This window comes from Staphylococcus sp. Marseille-Q1834 (genome assembly GCF_916858875.1).
Lineage (GTDB): Bacteria > Bacillota > Bacilli > Staphylococcales > Staphylococcaceae > Staphylococcus > Staphylococcus pragensis.
Genome location: NZ_CAKASN010000001.1, coordinates 1,010,968 through 1,028,008 on the forward strand (window position 1 = coordinate 1,010,968; position 17,041 = coordinate 1,028,008).

The 17,041-nt window shown below is 31.8% G+C and carries 14 protein-coding genes and 1 riboswitch; of the genes, 11 read left to right on the forward strand and 3 right to left on the reverse strand.

Features of this window, described 5'->3' with window-relative positions:
• Nucleotides 1–423: 423 nt before the first annotated feature.
• The 4 genes from LIX58_RS05100 to thiC all read left to right on the forward strand — a co-directional run bounded on the left by LIX58_RS05100 (nucleotide 424) and on the right by thiC (nucleotide 4,029).
• On the forward strand, nucleotides 424–747 hold the full coding sequence (locus LIX58_RS05100; protein ID WP_126564717.1) for a PadR family transcriptional regulator: 324 nt from the start codon (nucleotides 424–426) through the stop codon (nucleotides 745–747).
• Between the two features lie 5 nt (nucleotides 748–752).
• Nucleotides 753–1,523 carry a hypothetical protein gene (locus tag LIX58_RS05105; RefSeq protein ID WP_154837013.1) on the forward strand — a complete coding sequence of 257 codons (771 nt, stop codon included), beginning with the start codon at nucleotides 753–755 and terminating at the stop codon, nucleotides 1,521–1,523.
• Nucleotides 1,524–1,680: 157 nt separating this feature from the next.
• Nucleotides 1,681–1,896 carry a zinc ribbon domain-containing protein gene (locus LIX58_RS05110; protein WP_126564715.1) on the forward strand — a complete coding sequence of 72 codons (216 nt, stop codon included), beginning with the start codon at nucleotides 1,681–1,683 and terminating at the stop codon, nucleotides 1,894–1,896.
• Nucleotides 1,897–2,002: 106 nt separating this feature from the next.
• Nucleotides 2,003–2,106: riboswitch (TPP riboswitch) on the forward strand.
• 186 nt (nucleotides 2,107–2,292) lie between these two features.
• Nucleotides 2,293–4,029, forward strand: coding sequence for a phosphomethylpyrimidine synthase ThiC (gene thiC, locus LIX58_RS05115; RefSeq protein WP_126564714.1), 1,737 nt, complete (start codon nucleotides 2,293–2,295; stop codon nucleotides 4,027–4,029).
• A gap of 115 nt (nucleotides 4,030–4,144) precedes the next feature.
• Here the strand turns inward: thiC and LIX58_RS05120 are convergent, their stop codons facing one another.
• A complete protein-coding gene (locus LIX58_RS05120) occupies nucleotides 4,145–4,807 on the reverse strand; it encodes a hypothetical protein (protein WP_154837015.1) in 663 nt (220 codons plus the stop codon).
• Nucleotides 4,808–4,972: 165 nt separating this feature from the next.
• Between LIX58_RS05120 and rarD the strand changes: the two genes are divergently transcribed.
• Entirely contained in the window at nucleotides 4,973–5,878 is a 906-nt protein-coding gene (gene rarD, locus LIX58_RS05125) for an EamA family transporter RarD (protein ID WP_126564712.1), read from the forward strand.
• A 219-nt stretch (nucleotides 5,879–6,097) separates the two neighbouring features.
• Here rarD and LIX58_RS05130 read toward each other — a convergent pair whose 3' ends face one another.
• Nucleotides 6,098–6,286, reverse strand: coding sequence for a hypothetical protein (locus LIX58_RS05130; protein WP_126564711.1), 189 nt, complete (start codon nucleotides 6,284–6,286; stop codon nucleotides 6,098–6,100).
• Nucleotides 6,287–6,514: 228 nt separating this feature from the next.
• On the opposite strand from LIX58_RS05130, the gene LIX58_RS05135 reads away from it, so the two are divergent.
• Both LIX58_RS05135 and LIX58_RS05140 read left to right on the forward strand, forming a co-directional pair.
• Nucleotides 6,515–9,712 carry a CDP-glycerol glycerophosphotransferase family protein gene (locus LIX58_RS05135; protein ID WP_226386138.1) on the forward strand — a complete coding sequence of 1,066 codons (3,198 nt, stop codon included), beginning with the start codon at nucleotides 6,515–6,517 and terminating at the stop codon, nucleotides 9,710–9,712.
• A gap of 238 nt (nucleotides 9,713–9,950) precedes the next feature.
• Nucleotides 9,951–10,556, forward strand: coding sequence for a stage II sporulation protein M (locus LIX58_RS05140; protein WP_154837021.1), 606 nt, complete (start codon nucleotides 9,951–9,953; stop codon nucleotides 10,554–10,556).
• 53 nt (nucleotides 10,557–10,609) lie between these two features.
• Here LIX58_RS05140 and LIX58_RS05145 read toward each other — a convergent pair whose 3' ends face one another.
• A complete protein-coding gene (locus LIX58_RS05145) occupies nucleotides 10,610–11,200 on the reverse strand; it encodes a TetR/AcrR family transcriptional regulator (RefSeq protein ID WP_126564708.1) in 591 nt (196 codons plus the stop codon).
• Between the two features lie 197 nt (nucleotides 11,201–11,397).
• Between LIX58_RS05145 and LIX58_RS05150 the strand changes: the two genes are divergently transcribed.
• The 4 genes from LIX58_RS05150 (at nucleotide 11,398) to LIX58_RS05165 (ending at nucleotide 16,968) form a co-directional block, all read left to right on the forward strand.
• Complete coding sequence (locus LIX58_RS05150; protein ID WP_226386139.1) at nucleotides 11,398–12,099, forward strand: ABC transporter ATP-binding protein; 702 nt, start codon at nucleotides 11,398–11,400, stop codon at nucleotides 12,097–12,099.
• A gap of 11 nt (nucleotides 12,100–12,110) precedes the next feature.
• Nucleotides 12,111–14,729 carry an ABC transporter permease gene (locus tag LIX58_RS05155; RefSeq protein WP_226386140.1) on the forward strand — a complete coding sequence of 873 codons (2,619 nt, stop codon included), beginning with the start codon at nucleotides 12,111–12,113 and terminating at the stop codon, nucleotides 14,727–14,729.
• A 177-nt stretch (nucleotides 14,730–14,906) separates the two neighbouring features.
• Entirely contained in the window at nucleotides 14,907–16,637 is a 1,731-nt protein-coding gene (locus LIX58_RS05160; RefSeq protein WP_154837025.1) for a DUF2075 domain-containing protein, read from the forward strand.
• On the forward strand, nucleotides 16,630–16,968 hold the full coding sequence (locus tag LIX58_RS05165) for a nucleotide pyrophosphohydrolase (protein WP_126564704.1): 339 nt from the start codon (nucleotides 16,630–16,632) through the stop codon (nucleotides 16,966–16,968). Before LIX58_RS05160 ends, LIX58_RS05165 begins: the two co-directional genes overlap by 8 nt.
• The last annotated feature ends 73 nt before the right edge of the window (nucleotides 16,969–17,041 follow it).

Genomic DNA, 17,041 nt, shown 5'->3' on the forward strand with positions numbered 1-17,041 from the left:
GCCCCCAGGCTCCTCAAAGCTGCTGGGGGTTTTTTGTTGTGTCACTTATGTAACGTGTTAATTAGCTTAGCGATTAAACTATCTAAAAATTTAATCACTAAATGACTAATTATACTAGCTACAATGGACACGGCTAGCATTGCTAGCATGGCATCACCTTCATATATTTATTCATCACATATATGGAATTCTATGTGATACATTTCTAGTATAATCCTATTAACGCATTTGTATATATTTTTTATAAGATAAAAATAAAATTTATTTCATCTTTTTAAAAACTGAAAGTAAGAGCCAATAAAAATTAATAAACTGCAATTTAGCAACTATTTAAGAGTCACTATCTTTTAACGTAAGATAGTTGACTTCTTTTTTATAATATACTATCTTATATTATAAGATAGTTAATAAAAAGGTGATGACATGTCAGTATCCAATCAAATGATGAAGGGGCTTTTAGATGGCGCAATACTTGGACTTATAGCAAAAGGCGAAACGTATGGTTATGAAATTTTAGAGAAATTAAAAGAAAATCAGTTTCCTGAAATAAGCGATGGTAGTATTTATCCAGTGCTTCTGAGATTAAGTAAAAAAGGCTATGTGAATACAACTACTCGCAAATCAGACAACGGCGGACCAAAACGTAAGTATTACACTATTTCTGAAAGTGGCAAAGAAGAGTTACAACGTTTTAAAGAAAAATGGAGTTATCTCAACTCAGGAATGAATAATTTATTCGGAGAGTGATGAAGATGCTAAGTAAAGAACAAGAAGACTACTTGTTTAAACTGAAAGCTGAATTATTATTTAGAGGTAAAGACGAAGAAGAAGTACATGCAATTGGTGATGAATTACAAGATCACTTTGAAACAGCAGAGCAAAATGGCGATGATGTTAGCGGTATTTTAAACACGCCTGTGAAAGAGTATGCAGATAACTTTTCCAAAGAAATGAGTTTTACTAAAGGCTTACCTAAGTATCTTACTTATTTCGCAATTTTTATGTTCGCAATCTACACGATTCCGGACTTATTTGATAAAGAATTCTCGCTAACGGTAAGCTATATCTTAAACGTGATTTTCATATTCGTAATAAGTATTATAGCTCCGCTATTTCTTTTGAAAAAAATCTTTATTAAATACGGCGAGCAAAAGAAAGTTTATCTATTTGCATTTATAGGTGGCGCAATCATATTTGGACTTATGATTTTAAGTACCTATATCTCAAAGCATTACCCAATTTATACAATTGCAACTTTATCACAAACACAAAGTATTATATTAGGCATCGTATTACTCGCAATAGTGATGATTGCATGCTTTATCGTTAAACAAAAAATATTCGCACTTATTGCGTTCATCGTTTGCCTACCCAACATCATTGGCCAATTATTTAGAGCGCATAATCATTCAGACAGCCAATTCATTATCGTATCACTCACAGCATCAATCATTTTATTGGCGCTTATGCAAGTAGCATTTTTTGTTCACGCTTATTACACTAATCGCAAAGAGAAGAATTAAAGTATTATTTACTAGCGTTGATTTGAAGATAATATTTTAATAAAGAGTATTAAATCGCGCTTTATAAGAGTTCGTAAAGACTTGTATTAAGGTTTAATGCTTAAACATTGCATTATAGGTTATAAGAATGATAAGAAGTCATTTAAGGAGTGATTTTATGTCTGAGAATCAAGGTAATGGTTGTGTAAAATGTGGTCATACGGAAGTGGAAGAAGGCACGTTATCTGCAACAGGTTCAGGTTTATCAAAGATGTTTGATGTACAACATAACAACTTTAAGACAATTACTTGTAAAAATTGTGGTTATACAGAGTTTTATAAAGTCGATAATAATAGAACAAGTGACATTATTGACTTATTCTTTGGTGGATAAGCGAAGTTTTGACAGTGGCTAATAAAGTCACTGTTTTTTCTGTACACAACAAATCTTAATTTGTAGTAATATGACACGTTTGGTATAATTATGCTTGTAATACAATATCATCTGCTAGGGGTGCTTTAAGTGGCTGAAAGGAGTTTAAGGCTCCAACCCTTTTTACCTGATCTAGTTAGTACTAGCGTAGGGAAGCAAGTGAGTACATTTAAACTAAGAGGTATTAAAGGAACTTGGTTCTTCCGTGTTCTACTTTAATACGTTGAGATACATACATTTGTTTAATATACTTTCGCTTATTTTCTTATGCATTCAGTGTTTAGCTGAATGTTTTTTTGTGCGCAATTTTATATCAGTCATCTGAGATAACCCTAGCGTCTTAGAAAGGTTATGTATATGAAACAAGAATTAATTAAATTTAAAAAGAATTTTCCAGCAAGCACACGTATTTTCAAACAAGGAGAAGACACTGATATCAAAGTACCATTTCGACAAATTGAATTGTCGGATACGCAACTTGAGAATCGCTCTTTCAAGAATGAACCTGTCGTTGTATATGACACAGCAGGTCCATACCACGATGAGAATTACGAGGTAAATATTAATCGAGGACTTCCTAAACTTAGAAGTTCATGGATTGTGGAACGTGAGGACATTGAAAGTTACGAAGGACGCAAGATTCAATCGATTGATAATGGCTTTAAGAAAGATGGACACAAGAACTATGTGGCGCACCCTTTTCATTATCAACCGAAACGTGCAATGAAAGATAAAGTTGTAACGCAAATGCATTATGCGAAACGCGGCATTATTACGAAAGAAATGAAGTTTGTTGCGCTTCGTGAACAAGTGGATCCAGAATTCGTTAGAGATGAAATTGCGCGAGGACGTGCGATTATTCCGAATAACATTAATCATCCTGAATCAGAGCCGATGATTATCGGTAAGAACTTCAAAGTTAAGATTAATGCGAACATTGGTAACTCCGTTGTGTCTTCATCAATCGAAGCGGAAATCGAGAAATTGGTATGGGCCATTCATTGGGGCGCAGATACGATGATGGACTTATCGACAGGCAAGAATATCCATTCTACTCGCGAATATTTAATTCGTAATTCACCAGTGCCAGTCGGTACCGTGCCGATTTATCAAGCTTTGGAAAAGGTGAATGGGATAGCTGAAGACTTAACTTGGGAAGTCTATCGAGACACACTTATTGAACAAGCTGAACAAGGCGTCGACTACTTCACAATTCACGCCGGTGTGTTGTTACATTATATTCCATTAACTGTCGACCGTTTAACAGGCATTGTCTCACGCGGGGGCTCAATCATTGCGCAATGGTGTCTTGCACATCATGAAGAAAGTTTCTTATATACCCATTTTGAAGATATTTGTAAAATCTTAAATAAATATGATGTAGCCGTGTCATTAGGAGACGGTTTACGTCCGGGCTCTATCTATGATGCGAATGATGAAAGCCAAATTGCAGAGCTTAAAACACTAGGTGAGTTAACTGAGATTGCATGGAAGCATGATGTACAAGTCATGATTGAAGGACCTGGGCATATTCCAATGCATAAAATTAAAGAGAACCAAGACTTAGAAGATGTCTATTGTAAAGAAGCACCATTCTATACATTAGGACCTTTAGTTACTGACATCGCACCAGCTTATGACCATATTACGTCTGCTATTGGCGCAGCTCAAATAGCGAGTCATGGCACAGCGATGTTATGTTACGTAACACCTAAAGAACATCTTGGTTTACCGAATAAGGACGATGTTCGCGATGGCGTAGTGACTTATAAAATCGCAGCACATGCGGCTGATTTAGCGAAAGGATTACCAGGCGCGACAGTGCGAGATGACGCAATTAGTAAAGCACGTTTTGAATTTCGTTGGATTGACCAATTTAACTTATCATTAGATCCTGAACGTGCTAGAGAATTCCATGATGAAACCTTACCATCTGAAGCTGCGAAAATTGCGCATTTCTGTAGTATGTGTGGTCCGAAATTCTGTTCAATGAAATTATCCCATGACATTCGTGACTCTTATAAAGAGCAATTAGAAGGTATGAAAGAAAAAGCTGAAGAGTTTAGAAAATCAGGCAATAAAATCTATCAATAATACAAAATGATTTATGGCAGTGGCTCTCGAAGTCACTGCTTTTTTAGTTTTAAAACACTGGGTAAGACTTCGGGTTGTGTGAAGTTAGAGGTAGGGATGTCTAAAATATAATATATTAAGTACCCATTTGTTGTGCATATTTTGTCATAGCTTCAATAGTATCTGTGAACGTAAAAATAGCGATTCTATAATTATCAATATCATCTAAATTAATAAAATCGTCTATATCATCTACATCATTACATAATAAATAAAATCTTTTTATAGCTCTATCAGCGTTAATATTTACTGGATTATTTTCTTCTAAAATTGCTCCTCTGAAATTATCATTGTAATGTTGATTTCGATTAATCTCATACCAATTGTATAATTCATTGACTACGTGAAGTTTACCTTCTTTTTTAACTTCATGCATGAAAAAGTCTTTGTTTATAGTTAATTCACCTTTATATAAATAATCCTTTTTATTTGGATATTTTAAGGGTCCACCTCTATGTCCTTCATATAATAAGGATTTACCTTCTTCACTAATTTTAAGTTTAACTAGATTATTAAGGTCATTTATTGTTTCGTTTTTTTCTCGTTCAAATACTAAAGTTGTATCTTTCCAATTAAAAGTGAATTTCTTTAAATCCATTAGAATATTTTTAATTTGAGGATAAAATATCAAAATAACTAAAAGAATTAATAATGGAAAACTAAAATGAGCATATAAAAATTTAAGTAAACCAATCGTTGACATCCACATGATAATTAAAAAACTCAATATTTTATCCATGCTGTATCTCCTTTATAATTCATTTACTACATACTACCCGATTTTACATAATAATATAGTTTTAAAATTTTGAGCAATTTTTGTATTCAATAATCTTAACTATTGATACGATAGATATATTACTTATTACATATTTCCAGGGTTATACAGCTAGGAGGTTGAAAGATGGATTCTAATGCTGAATTTAAAAAAGATATACTCTTTGCGCTAGGGGCACATTTATTATGGGGAATACTTCCAATTTATTGGCGTTTAATAGGTGGAATTAGTGCATTTGAAATTTTAGCCTATCGTATCGTACTTTCGATGGTGTTCATGATTTTAATGGTCTTCATTTTAAGAAAGTCACAAACCTTTAAACGTGATCTAACGCATCTTTTTACAAATCCAATCCAACTTGTCGCGATTATCATTGCTGGTTATGTGATTACAATTAATTGGGGAACTTTTATTTGGGCAGTTTCTAATGGGCATGTGTTACAAGCAAGTCTTGGTTATTACATCAATCCATTAGTAAGTATCTTATTAGCATTTATTTTCTTGAAAGAAAGATTTAATAAGTTTGAATCTCTCGCCATTCTGTGCGCAGCAATCGGTGTATTATACATGACCATTCGAGTTGGCGAATTCCCAATTATTTCGTTAATGTTAGCCTTCTCATTTGGTATTTATGGTTTATTGAAAAAATTGGTTCAAGTCGAAGCAATTAGTGGAATAACGATTGAATGTATCGTAACAGCGCCAGCCGGATTAATTTATATTATCTACTTATGGCAAACAAGCCAAACATCTGTGGGTGCGAATATGGACACATTCTGGTTAATGTTCTCAGGTGCCGTTACAGCCATACCACTCATTTTATTCTCGGCAGGTGCACGACGTATTCCGTTATCATTAACAGGATTTATTCAATACGTTAGCCCAACCTTAATCTTCTTATTAGGCATCTTTGTTTTTAAAGAACAATTTGATATCCATCAATTCATCACATTTATTTTTATTTGGATTGGTATTGCGCTTTATAGTATCTCTCAATATGTGAAAATGAAACGTAGCCCAAGACCTGAATAATCATTGCTAAAACTCCTTTGCTAGAAATAGTTAAAGGAGTTTTCTGTATAACATTAGAAGTTAATAATATATAAAAATATAAATCACTGTATTTTCTAACTACTACAGTCATAAAAATAAAAAAGCTAACGAAAATACGCTAGCTAACCCACTTGTGTTATGTAAAAAATTCCACTTTAGAACACAAAATTTAGTTACATATATGTGAGATTAATTGGTTCATTCAAATGCCTCTTCTTTTGGATGAATATTTCCATCTTTATCTTTACATAAGCCCATTTCATCTAATTTATCTTCTTCAGATTCAATGTTTGTTAAGAAAAAATTGTGCTCTTTCTTAAGTTGTCTATTTTTAAAGAACAGCATTAAACATAAGGCACTGTTAAAAATTAAAAATAACTTTTTCACTTTATCAATCCCTTTTTGATTGTGGTAAACACTAAACTTAGTTTGATAACGTCAACGAAATCATTATATATATTATGATATAATTAAAATAGTTTATAAATTATTGATACTATTTAGTAATATATTATATATTGTAACGCATACATCGATTTAAAAGTAGGTTTATATGATGATAATGAAAAATATTAATATGTTGCTTGGATTTTTTAGTTGAAAGAAGGGGTTTATTTGCAAACTATTAAGCAAGATGGATCAATATTGCATATTTATTTTGAGAATCCTATTAATAAGATTGAAAAATTGTACATAAAAAACGAATTTGATGCGCTCACTTTAGAAAACGCTAAAAATGATTTACATTTTAAAATAGATTTAATAGAAGTCGCTAAGAAGTTTAATCAATATGAAAATAAAAAAATATACATCATAGTAGAAGAATCGACGCCAATTTTAACAACTCAACGCAACTTAAAAGTTATAAATAACCAAACTGAAGTTTTAGGCTTATCTGAAGTGGTAGTTGATGCCAATGAGAATATTAAAATACAACCATATATAACTAGAAACGGCTTTTTACATTTAGCACTGGATGAGCTTGCTTTAAATAAGACATATTTTTCAAGAAGACACATTGATACTATAAAAATAAACAATAAGGAAGCATCTATAGCAGGCCAATTTGCATTACTGAACTCGACATTAGAGAATGTACAACTATTAATAAAAACGAGACTGACGGCAAGAGAAAAATTCGTAAATATCAATCTTGAAAAAATTAATCAAACGAATAATACATCCACTTATAATTTTTCAGTAGATATCTATCAAGATTTGATAGACTTCGTGAAGTATGAATATGAAAATGAGGATGTTATCGATATTTACTTAAACATCAAAGTACAAGAATCATCGGAAAATATAAAAATAAAAATCGGCAATCCTAGAATATTAGCAGAAAAGCTATTAAAAGGAGAAATCATCACTGAGTTTAAGGGGAACATAGTGTCACTGACACCTTATTTTACTATGAAAGGCCGTAATTTATCTTTTAGAATTAATACATACGATATTAATAGTTATTTAACATATGTGGATGAGTTAAAAAGACCAAAGCGTCTCAACTTTTTAAAAAAAGAAAAACAAAAAGTGTGGGTAATTGGTGAAAAATCTTATAAAGCACAGGACAATGGTTATCACTTCTTTAAATATATGAGAACCCATCACCCAGAGAAACCTGTTTATTATATTATTGAAAAAAATTCTAAAGAAGCTAAAAATGTTTTGCCTTTAGGAAATGTCATATTCTATAATTCAGCAGAACACTTTAAAATTATGCTTCAAGCAGATTACATCTGTACTACGCATCATCCAGAATTAATTTATCCTACAACTAGTAAAATTTATACACGTAAAATTAAAGCCATTAAAGTATTTTTACAACACGGCGTTTTAGGTACAAAGAATTTGTGCGATATCAATGGTAACCAGTTAAAAGATTTTAACGTAGATTTATTCATCACGAGTTCTAATAGAGAAAAGGAAATAGTTGTAAAAGATCTGAATTTCTTCAGTAAACAAGTTGCTGTTACAGGACTAGCTAGATTTGATGAATTGTTTAATCCTAATTCAGAAGTTAAAAACCAAATATTAATTATTCCAACATGGAGAGATTGGTTAACAAGTATTGATCAGTTAAAAACATCGGAATACTTAAAAAGAATGAACAATTTACTTCATAGTCAGCAACTAAAAGAAATCGCTGACAAAGGTACTGACATTGTTTTTTGTTTACATCCTAATATGCAACCTTTTATTGATTATTTCAATGTTCCAAACTATGTTACGCGAATTAAGCAAGGAGAAGTAAATGTTCAGAAACTAATAAAAGAAAGTAAATTAATGATTACAGATTATTCAAGTGTTGCTTTTGATTTTAGTTTTTTAAATAAACCAGTCATCTATTATCAATTTGATAGAAATGAATTTCTAGGAAAAGAAGGCTCTCATATTGATATAGAACAAGAATTACCGGGAATCATTGTTAATTCACAAGATACATTAGAAAGAGAACTAGATAATTTACAAAAGAAACAATTTGTTATCGATGCGTCGTTAAAGAAACGTATTAATCGTTTTATTGCATATAAAGATCAACACAATTGTGAGAGAATATTTGATGCAATTACTAGCTTTAAAAAGACTAGTAAAGTTAAAAGTAAAATGAAGTATGATATTCTTTCGCAACATTTACTGAATCGTTTTAGAAAAAATAAAAAATATTTTAAAACAATGGAAGTATTTAATGCTGGATTAATAAACTCATTACCTGTAAAAAAAGATTTAATTGTGTTTGAAAGTAATGTAGGGAAATTAGTGAGTGATAATCCAAAATTTATATATGATGAATTGAAGAAACAAAATAAAAAGTATCAAATCATTTGGGCTGCTAATACACTTTATCCATTCAACGATTCAAACGTTAAAACAGTTAAGAGATTGTCACCTGAATATTTCTATTACTTGTCTAGAGCAAAATATTGGGTAAACAATCAAAACTTCCCACACTATATTAGAAAACATAAAGATACGATTTATATACAAACATGGCATGGGACACCATTAAAGAAAATGTTGAATGATGTTGATACATTCCAAGGACGAGATAAAGATTATAAAAATAGAGTTAATCATGCCATTAAAAACTGGGATTATTTAATTTCCCCAAGTCCATATGCAAGCAAGTGTTTTAAATCAGCATTCGATTATCATAAAGAAATTCTTGAGGTAGGTTACCCAAGAAATGATGTTTTTTATGATATTGAAAACATAGATCTGACTGAGAAGAAAAAATTAATCAAACAAAAATTAGGTATTGAAAGTAATAAAAAAATCATTTTATACGCGCCAACTTTCAGGGATGACGAAATTAATAAAGCCAAAAAACATATCATCAATCTAAAACTTGATTTACATAAATTGAAAGAAAGTATTGGAGATGACTATATTCTCATTTTACGCCCACATATTATTATTAGTAATGCGTTAAATTTAAGTGAATCACTAAAAGAATTTGTTATTGATGGTGCAAAATACCCAGAAATCAGTGGTTTGTATTTAATTACAGACATATGCATCACAGATTATTCTTCAGTCATGTTTGACTTTGCAAATACAAAGAAACCATTATTATTCTTTACCTATGATTTAGAATTTTATAAAAATAAATTACGAGGCTTTTATTTCGATTTTGAAAAAGAAGCACCAGGTCCATTAATTAAAACAAATGATGACTTGATTGAATCAATAAAAAATATTGCTAACGTACAAGAAGAATATAGTGAGAAATATCAAGCTTTTTACAATCGTTTCTGTACCTTTGAAAAAGGCATCGCTTCTAAAATAATAGTAGAAAAATTCTTCAAATAAGACTGATAAATATATTTTGACTCCTTTGCTAGAAATAGTTAAAGGGGGAGTGGGACAGAATTCTTTTTAAATTCGTCGTCCCACCCCCGCAAGGATGACTAGAACTGGAAAAAGCTTGATTTAAACGCCTTTTCAGTTCAGTCAGCTACTGCGAATTTGCAAAATAGCATCATCATATTATTTATGTCCCAGGCTCATGTTATGTTTGTTAGTATAAGAGATGAAAGAGAGGTTGCTTATGCTAAAATCATTCGACTTGGATATTATTAAACGTGCTATAAAAATATTTATTATTGCTACAATTTGCTTAATTATTACAACAATTATCTGTTATTTTATCCATCCCTCATTTAATGAGTTGAAAGATTTAGGAAGTACGAGCGAAAAAATTAGTGACGCTAATGGGCTAGAGAGAGTATGGAAATATATTGTTAATAATGGCTTTCAAGTTCCATTACAAATGTTTATCTTGGCTTTACTACCTATACCGTATCTCTATCTAATAAATTTAGTAGTGACAATTATTCTGCCAGGAATCATGTTAGGCTTCCTTATTAACTTTGATATACATAAAGGTATAGTTGGATCGATTGCATTTATACCTCACTATACATTTGAAATCATGGGTTTTTGTATTCTAGCAAGCGCTTTATATTTATTGAACAAAGCGATCACACGTCGTTTTACCAATCTTTTTAGGAAAAATAAAAAAGAAAACTATGCGATAAAAACTAATTTTATCAATGTCATCAAATCATATATATTTATCGCCTTACCATTAATCATCATAGCAGCTTTTTTAGAAACATACGTAGCAGACTTCATATATAATCTTATGACTTAGTGTCCAAGAGCCAAATGAACTACATCCCGAGTTCATTTGGCTTTTTTATGCACTTATTCAATTTCTGACTGGATATTCAGGAGTTCGTGGGTTGAGTTTTTAGAAATATTTACAAGGATGTTGGCGATGTAATGTGAACTATAGTGCATTTCGCTATTCATCCAACGTTCAATTACTCCGATATGACCATGGATTGTGTAGTTTAAAATGATGTCTTTTTCGAAATCGAGTTCGACGTTGTTCTTCTCAAGTAATGGATAGTAGATGTGTTCTCTAACCTTTTCTACAAGAAGTGCTCTGAAGTAAGTTGTGTTCATATTCTGTATAAGTACTTTTACGAAGTCAAAGTTCATTTCTATATATTCTAATAATCTGTAGAATGAAATCTTAAATTCTGTATTAAAGATTTCGTCTCCTTTGGCCTCGCCTTTTTTCACATATTCAATCATTTCATAAATTGTGTCTTCAATCATAGAGTTTAAGAACTGATCTTTGCTTTTGTAGTGTAAGTAGAACGTACTGCGATTAATATTTGAGGCATTTGCCAATTGTTGAATGGTGATGTCCGAATAATCCACTTCATTTAATAATTTTGTAATTCCTTTTTTCAAATAATCATTAGTTCTAATTTGTCGTTTATCCATTTTAAGACCTCCCGTATGTCTATTAATTCAATTTTAATAAACGTTACTTTTGTATGTGTCTATTAAGTCTATTTTCCAGAAAAATAGGGCAAGAAATACAAATTAATATGTGTTACTTTACTAATAGACAACGTGTCTATTAAAAATTAACTGATACACGTAAAGAATGCAACTATATATGTTTGGGAGAGATGAACATGGCATATGTACAATTAGAACATTACTCAAAAATTTTTGGCACAGGCGATCAAAAAGTCTACGCCAATAATGATATTTCATTTGAACTTGAAAAAGGGCAACTTATGGTGATTGTCGGAGCGTCAGGTGCAGGTAAGTCTACCTTGCTGAACACACTTGGTGGTATGGATTCAGCTTCGGAAGGTAAAGTGATTATTAATGGCACAGATATTGCTCAATTTTCCGAAAAAGAATTAACAGGTTATCGACGCAAATCAGTTGGTTTCGTCTTCCAATTCTATAACTTAATACCAAACCTTACGACTTTAGAAAATATTGAATTGGCGTCTGAACTATCAGATAAGGCGTTAGATCCAAAAGAGACATTGCAAAAAGTGGGATTAGAAAAGCGCATCAATAACTTTCCATCACAATTGTCAGGTGGGGAACAACAACGTGCTTCCATCGCGCGTGCAGTAGCGAAAAATCCAGATTTACTATTATGTGATGAACCAACAGTTGCGCTTGACTATAAAACAGGGAAAACAATTCTTCAATTACTACAAGACTTGAGCCACAAAAATGGTAAAACAGTTATCATCGTAACGCACAACGCCGCTTTAAAAGAGATGGCGGACCACGTGATTGAAATCTTTGATGGCAAGATTAAGGAAGATTATATTAATGAAAATCCTAAACCAATCGCAGAAATTGAGTATTAGGGGGTAAGAATATGAAAACGTTAAGAAAAAATATACTTCGAGAATTCAAATCTTCCTTCCCACGATTTATTTCAATCACAATTCTATTAGCGTTAGGTGCGTTTATACTGATTGGTTTAAAAGTGACTGGGGATGATATGCGTCAAACAGGAGATGACTATTTCAAAGAACATCATATGGCGCATGCACAAGTCACAAGTCCCATTGGCTTTGATAAAGATGATAAAAACTATATTAAGCATATGAAGCACGTTGATAAAACAGAATTTAGTATTTATAAAGATGCTATAATTTCAAATTCTGATACAGCGATTAGATTAAATGAAAAGACAGAAGACCTTTCAACATACAAAGCGAAAGAAGGACGTTTGCCTACAAAATCTAATGAAATTGCATTAAGTGAACAAGACACTTCAAAATATCATATTGGCGATATAATCACGTTAACAAATAATGATGGTGACAAAGACGTTTCTGGACTTAAACATTCTAAATATAAAGTGGTCGGATTCGTTACCTCTAGTGATTACATGCAAAAACGTGATTTGGGTGTAACGAGCGCAGGTAAAGGTCAAATCGACACATTTGGCGTGCTTGCGAAGAGCGCCTTTTCAACAACAAAAGCAAACGTTGCTAAAATCACATATGACAATGTAAAAAGCCAAGCTTATTCAGATCAATTCGAGAAACAAATCAATAAAAATGTTGCTCAAAATGAGAAAAATTTAATGGACTGGTCAGACAAACAAGTCTCACAATTAAAAGAGGATAAACAAAGCGAACTCGATAAATCTAAGAAGAAATTAGACCAACAAAAAGAGGCATTAAAAGAGAATGAAGCCATCTTAAAACAAACGGGTCAATATAAAGAGAAACAACAAGATATTTCACAAGCAGAACAAAAGCTCAAAAATAAAGAATCAGAAATTAAAAAACTGAATGATGTTCATTTTTCAATTAAATCACGTAGCGATTATAACCAAGGTTATAGTCAATTTGGTGAATCAGCGAAACGTATCGACGTCTTATCGAATACGTTCCCAATTATCTTCTTCGCCGTAGCCATCTTAGTGACATTTATCACGATGTCTCGCATGGCTGAAGAGAAACGTACAAACATGGGCTTGATGCGTGCGTTAGGTTACAGCAAGTTCGACACAATGAAAGTGTTCTTAATCTATGGCACGAGTGCGGCGATTATCGGCACAGTCGTGGGTAGTTTCTTTGGTACATGGCTCTTACCACAACGCATCTATCAAGCGTACGCAGCTAACTTGGTCGTACCAGCAATTCAAACACCAGCACATTGGTTGTGGATCATCATTAGTTTCATCCTAGCGCTACTGTGCACAGTCGTACCGTCAATGGTGATTGCGTGGAAAGCATTGAAAGAGAAACCGAAATATCTCTTGTTACCGAAACCACCGAAAGCAGGATCTAAAATTCTGTTAGAACGTATTCCATTCATTTGGAAACGCATGTCATTCAATAAGAAAGTCACAGCTCGAAATCTATTCAGATACAAAGGTCGTATGTTAATGACCATTTTCGGAGTCTTTGGATGTACAGCGTTATTAATCACAGGCTTCGGTATGCGCGATTCATTAAATGGTATTATCGACAATCAATATAAGGACATTATTCATTACGATGTTATCGGCGTATATAATCCTAATGCCAGTCAGCACGATAAAGACGCTTATGAAAAGAAAATCAGCGACATGAAAGGCGTTAAAGCCCAAGATGATATGTATTATGAAGCGGTTACTGCCAAACCGAAGAATGTCATCGATAACCAACAAATTACAATGATGATTCCTAAACATACAGATAATTTCAGCAAATTCATGACCTTGAAAAATTACGATACTGGTAAACAAATGAACTTAAGCGATAATGGCGCAATTATCACTGAAAAGTTAGCAAAACTTGGTCACTACAAAGTGGGTGACAATATTACGATTAAAGATAATGCCAGCAAAACGCACAAAGTGAAGATAGATGGCATTACACAAATGTATGCAGGACATCATATGATTATGAACCCAACTTACTATGAAAAAGTCTTCGACAACAAAGTAAATTACAACGCGAAAATTATTAACTTATCAGATCGTTCAGCAAGCAATATCAACAACGTATCTAAAGAACTCAATAGCCAAGACGCAGCTCAAACAGCCATCCAATCTAATCAAGCTAAAACAGCAATTAATACCATCTTAGACGGCTTAGACAACATCGTCTTGATTATTGTAGTGGCATCATCAGCACTATCATTCGTTGTACTATTTACCTTAACTAATATTAACGTTAGTGAACGTACGCGAGAACTCGCAACCTTAAGAGTCTTAGGCTTCTATAAAAAAGAAACCGTCATGTACATCTATCGCGAGACAATCTTGTTAACCATAGTCGGCATCTTAGTTGGTTTCATAGGTGGTTACTACCTACATCACTTCATCATGAGCACACTACCACCAAACAATGCCATGGCAGACATGACACTCTACTGGACCAACTTTGGCCTATCAACCGTATTAACACTCGTCTTCGCCTTCATCGTCATGCTCATCATGGCACGCAAAATCAGTAAAACAGACATGCTAAGCGCACTGAACTCAGTGGAATAGATTATACAGAAAAGTGACAAAGATAACTCTATTGAAATTAAAATAGAGTTATCTTTTTTTACTCCTAGTTAGAATCTGTATATTTTTAAGAATTTATAAAAAAATGGATAAAATTAGTTCGAAAATTGATAAAATGAAATAGATAATAGATAGAAGATAGAGTATATAGGTGATGTTATGGGAAAATCATTAAAAATTGAAAACATTCAATATTCAATGGATAGGCTTAATGAGTCAGTACAAAAATGGGAAACTTCTAAAGACGGTAAGTTTTTATTAAGATATCCAACTGTATATATAATTAATGATGAAAAAAATAAAAATGAATTTGAAGTTTATGTCGGTGAAACTGCTGATATAAGAAATAGAACAAGACAACATCTTAATGCAGATATTAAATCAAAAGCTTTTTGGGAAGACTTTTCAACATCAAATAATTCGTCGATGTATGTTATTGGCCATGAACTATTTAATAAGTCGTTGACACTAGATATTGAAAATAGATTGATGCAATACTTATTAAGCGTAGATAATATTTCAAGGGTTCATAATAGTAGAACAAATCAGCAAAACGAATATTATACTTCTGAAAAGTTAGATGAAATATTTTCTGACATCTGGAAATCGCTAAATAAAGAAAATAACGTATTATTTCCAATAGAAAGTATTATTAAAGATTCTGCAATATTTAAAGCTTCTCCATTTCATAAATTGACTCAAGAACAAATCAACGCTAAAGAAGAAATTTTGACTAAAATTAAAGAAGCGGTTCTTTTAGATGAAGAAGGTCAATTAATAATAGTGGAAGGAGAAGCGGGGTCTGGTAAAACAGTTTTGATGAGTACGTTACTTTTTGAATTACGCAAATATAATTTAGACTTAAATCAAAATTTAGATATTCATTTATTAGTTAATCATAATGAACATGTAACTATTTATAATCAAATAGCTAATAAGTTAGGTATTTCTAGTAAAAATAATAATATTGTTGGTAAACCTACGAGTTTTATTAATACACATAATCCAAATAATAAAGTGGATGTAGTTATTGTAGATGAAGCACATTTACTTTTAACTCAAGGTCAACAAAGTTATCAAGGCAAAAATCATTTGGATGATTTATTAGAAAGAGCGAAAGTTGTAGTTATAGTTTTTGATTTAAAACAAGTACTTACAACTGGACAGATATGGGAAGAGGACCAATTAGAAAAATATTTTAATGATTCACAAAGTAAAAATAATCATATTATATTAAGAAATCAAATGCGTATTAACAGTGACGAAATTACATTTAATTGGATAAGAAATTTAATAGATGAGCAAACTATAAATAATATTCCTAATGATAGTAAAGGGTATGAAATCAAGATATTTGATTCACCAGATATGTTAGAAAAAGAGATTAGAAATAAGGCACAAAACACAGAAAGTGGTATTTCACGAATGCTTGCTACATTTGACTGGAAATACGGACCAACTGCACCTAAAAATGAAGATTACTGGAGAGTAAAAATTGGAGATTGGTCTATGCCATGGAACTATCAACTGAAGGTAAATAGAAAAGAGAAAAAATTACCATGGGTTGAACAATCACAAACATTAGATGAAATAGGTTCAACATACAGTATTCAAGGTTTAGATTTAAATTATGCCGGTGTAGTAATAGGACCTTCTGTTAAATATCGAGATGGAAAAATAATATTTGATAAATCAAGTAGTGCAAATAAAAAAGCCACTCAAAGAAGAACATTAGAAGACGGTTCAAAACAATATTTTTCAGATATGCTTTTAAAAAATGAACTAAATGTTCTTTTAACTCGTGGAGTAAATGGATTATATATTTATGCAGTGGACGATCAGTTAAGAGAAGCACTAAAAAAAGCATCGATAGGTGAGATTAATGAATGAAACAAAAAATACTTTAAAAGAAATAAATCAATTTAGAGATGAACGTAACTGGAGACAGTTTCATAATGAAAAGGATTTATCATTATCAATTAGTTTAGAAGCGGCTGAACTATTAGAACTATTCCAATGGAAATCCCCTGAAGAAGTAGTGAATACTAAAAGAGAAAGATTAGCTGAAGAATTGGCAGATGTTTTAATATACAGTTATATGCTAGCTGATAATTTAGATTTCGACATTAACGAAATTATACGAAAAAAATTAGTGAAAAATGCCGAAAAATATCCAGTTGAAAAGAGTAAAAATAATAATTCTAAATACAATGAATTATAGTTATTAATAAAGTTTACTTTAATTTTACTTCTCTCAAATAATTCATAAATATTCCTCTTGTAAGATGGTGGTG